This window comes from Lentisphaerota bacterium, from assembly GCA_016873675.1.
In the GTDB taxonomy this organism is placed as follows: Bacteria; Verrucomicrobiota; Kiritimatiellia; order RFP12; family JAAYNR01; genus VGWG01.
In genome coordinates, this window is the sequence record VGWG01000180.1 from 1 (window position 1) to 3,368 (window position 3,368).

Here is a 3,368-nt window from a genome sequence, read left to right on the forward strand (position 1 = left end):
CGCTGTCGCCTGCCGTACGGGCGACCGCAACCACAACACTGCCGGCAGGTTGTAACGAGAGCTTGACACCAAACGTCGCCGTGCCGCTTTCGGGCACACTCAGGTCGGCGACGCTCGTCAGGATGGACAGTTGCTGAACAAAGTTCGCCACGAGTGTCGCCGGAGCGTCTATCGTCACCGTGGTGCTCGTGGCATTGGCGTCGCCGATGATCGCCGAACCGACCGCCGTGGCCCAATTCGCAAGGCGATAGCCTGGCGACGCCGTCGCGACAATTTGCGTGGCCACAAGCCTGTCCACCTGTGTCGCGCCGGCGGGCGAAACCGTGCCGCCCGGTCCGGCCAGCAGTGTCAGGATGGTGGACTTGTCCACCTCGACCGCCGTCACCGTGGCGTTTGACATTCCTGATGCCGAACAGATGATCGTGGCCGTGCCATTGGTGATGTCCCCGTCATTGGCTGCAGCCAGGGTTACCGTTTGGTACGTGTCCCAGTTGTTCGTGGTAAAGACCAAGTTCTCGCCGGACTGGACCGAGATGTCGGTGTCGCCCGAAACGAAGGACACATCAACGGTGACATCGCCCGCCGGTTGCGCCGGCAGTTTCACTTGGAAGGTGTTCGTGCCGCCTTCCGGAACACTGACCACCGACGGGCTCGTCACCAGGGTCACGGGCGCCTTCGCCGGATACATCTGGCTAGAACTCATATTGTTAAACTGGTCTCTGGAATGCGCGCTGGACCATTCCAGTTGAACATTACCCTGTTCGGATATGCCTCCGTACTCGAACTGGATGTCGTATCTCCGGCCTGCCTCCAGTAATATCGTGCCCTGGCGCTTATACGACCTGTCATTCGCCGGATCCCATGCGCTTATCAGCATCACACCGTTCACCCAGAGTCTGACGCCTCCCTGGTGCGTCGTCTCGAAGGTGTACGTTTCGCTGTACTTTGGCCGCACCTGACCAGTCCAACGCACGCTAAAGGTATCCAACGGGAACGGATAGGTCCATCCGCCGTAACTGCCGAATTGGATGTTGGGATCCACCCGCGTTAGAAGCAGCTCCGTGAAATCCACATTGTTAAAGTATTCGCCCTTCAATCCCGTGCCGGTCGCCTCGTCCAACACCGTGAGTGTGACCTCATCGGAGGTCACGCTTCCCGCCGGGTTGGTCACCACCACCTTGAACTTCGCGCCGTTGTCGGCCAGGATCGTATTCTCAATGGAAAAGGTACTTCCCACGGCGGATGAGATCGGCACGCCGTTGCGGTACCACTGATACGACCTTTCCTCACCCGTGCCATTGACCCAGAATAGGGCCTCCTGCCCTTTGCATACCGTGTGGCCGGCAGGCTGTTGCGTAATAGTCGGAGGCAGAATCACGGGCTTGACGGTCACGCTCACCTCGCTGATCGCACTGCCGCCCCGGCCGTCGCTGACCGTCACGCGCAGGACGTAGAAACCGGACGCACTGAAGCTCACGGCGCTGTCCGCACTGCCCCCGGCGGCAAAGGTCACGTTATCGGCGTCGTTGACCGCGCTCCATGTGTACGTAAGTGGATCGTCATCCCGGTCAGACGCCGCGACATGCACCACGGTTCCCGCCGGCAGACGCACCGTACTGGAATCGGTCCAGGCCGCGGAGGTAATCGTGGGACTGCGATTGACGCCGGCCGGAGTAAATCCGGCCTGCACGACGGCAGGCCCATGGATCGTCACGGTGGTATTCGAGATCAGGGGGTCGCCGAAGCTGGCCACGCCGCTGACCACACTCCAGTTGTCGAAGACGTAGCCGCTATCCGGCGTGGCGACAATCGCCATCCCCGAATACTTGGTCACATTCGTTATCCCGACAGGCGCTGCCGTCCCGCCCGCGCCGGCGCCGACCGTCAATGGCGCGTCGTTATCGTTCTCGGTGGCGGTCACAACCGCGCCGACGTCAACCCCCATCAGTGATATCACCGCGCTGCCGTTCTCCGTATCCGCATCCTGGGCCGCGGCCAGGGTCACGGTCTGATATGTGCTCCAGTTGGCGGTGGTGAATGTCAGGTTGGTTCCCGACTGGACCATTATGTCGGCATCTCCCGAGGTGCGTGTGGCGATGACCGTCACCGTTGCGGCCGGCGCCGCCGTGAGCTTTACCTGGAATGTCGCCGTGCCGCCTTCCGGAACGGTCACGCCTTTGACGCTGGCCGATACACGCACAGAGGGTTGTCGCTCCCGAATCGCCACGGTGTGGTAGTTTCCCGCTCCAATGACGACCACGCCAAAGAAGTCCGGAATCTCCACGGGATTCAACCGTGTGGTGGTCGTCCCATCTCCAAGCTGGCCCCAGTAGTTATACCCCCACGCCCAGACACTGCCGTCTTCCTGCACCGCAAGAGAATGAACTTGTCCCGCGGCAATGGCAACAACCCCGCTCAGTGGCGTTCTATCCGCCATCAGCACCTGCACGGGATTCAGCCGGTTCGTATATTGTGTTCCATCGCCGATCTCACCAGACGAGCTATTACCCCAAGCCCAGACGGTGCCGTCCTCCTTCAAGGCAAGCGTGTGAGATGATCCAGCCGCGACGGCAGTCACATTGGACAGAGCCGTTCCATCCTGCATGATCACTTGCACGGGGTTTAACCGCGTGATGGTCGTCCCATCGCCAAGCTGGCCGAAGAAGTTCTCGCCCCACGCCCACACCGTGCCATCGGTCTTCCACGCCACCGTTCTGTTATCTCGCGCAGCGATACCGGCAACTCCGCTCAGCGGCGCGCCGCCACTCAGCTTAACCTGCACGGGCGCATTGCGAGTGGTCGTGGTTCCATCGCCAACCTGACCGCTGGTATTGTATCCCCAGGCCCAGACTGTGCCGTCGGTCTTCAGCGCCACGGTATGGCTCGATCCGGCCGCCACGTTGGTGACGCCGGCAAGACCAGTCACTTCTTCCGGATAGATGTTTGGATCGGGAATGCCGAGTTGGCCGTATCCGTTGCTGCCCCACGCCCACACACTGCCGTCGCTCTTCAGCGCCACCGCATGGTTTGATCCGGCGTCGATATCTATTACATTCTCAAGCGCGCTCCCGTCCGACAGCTTGACCTGCACAGGCGTACTGCGATTGATCGTTGTTCCATCGCCAAGCTGGCCGTACACATTGTACCCCCAGTCCCACACTGTGCCGTTGGTTTTCAGCGCCATCGCGCTATAGTTGCCCGCATCGATAGCCGCCACCCCCGAGAGCCCTGACACTCTTACCGGCGTCAGCCGCCGGGTGGTTGTTCCATCGCCAAGTTGGCCGTACGTGTTATCACCCCAGGCCCAGACCGTGCCGTCACTCTTCAGCGCAAGGGAGTACGTGTAGTAATTGCCGGATGCGGCAATA

Annotated in this window: 1 protein-coding gene; it reads right to left on the minus strand. The window is 61.1% G+C overall.

Annotated elements, in window-relative coordinates:
* On the minus strand, window positions 1-3,368 hold a 3,368-nt coding region (locus tag FJ222_12395; GenBank protein ID MBM4165221.1), incomplete at both ends, for a hypothetical protein.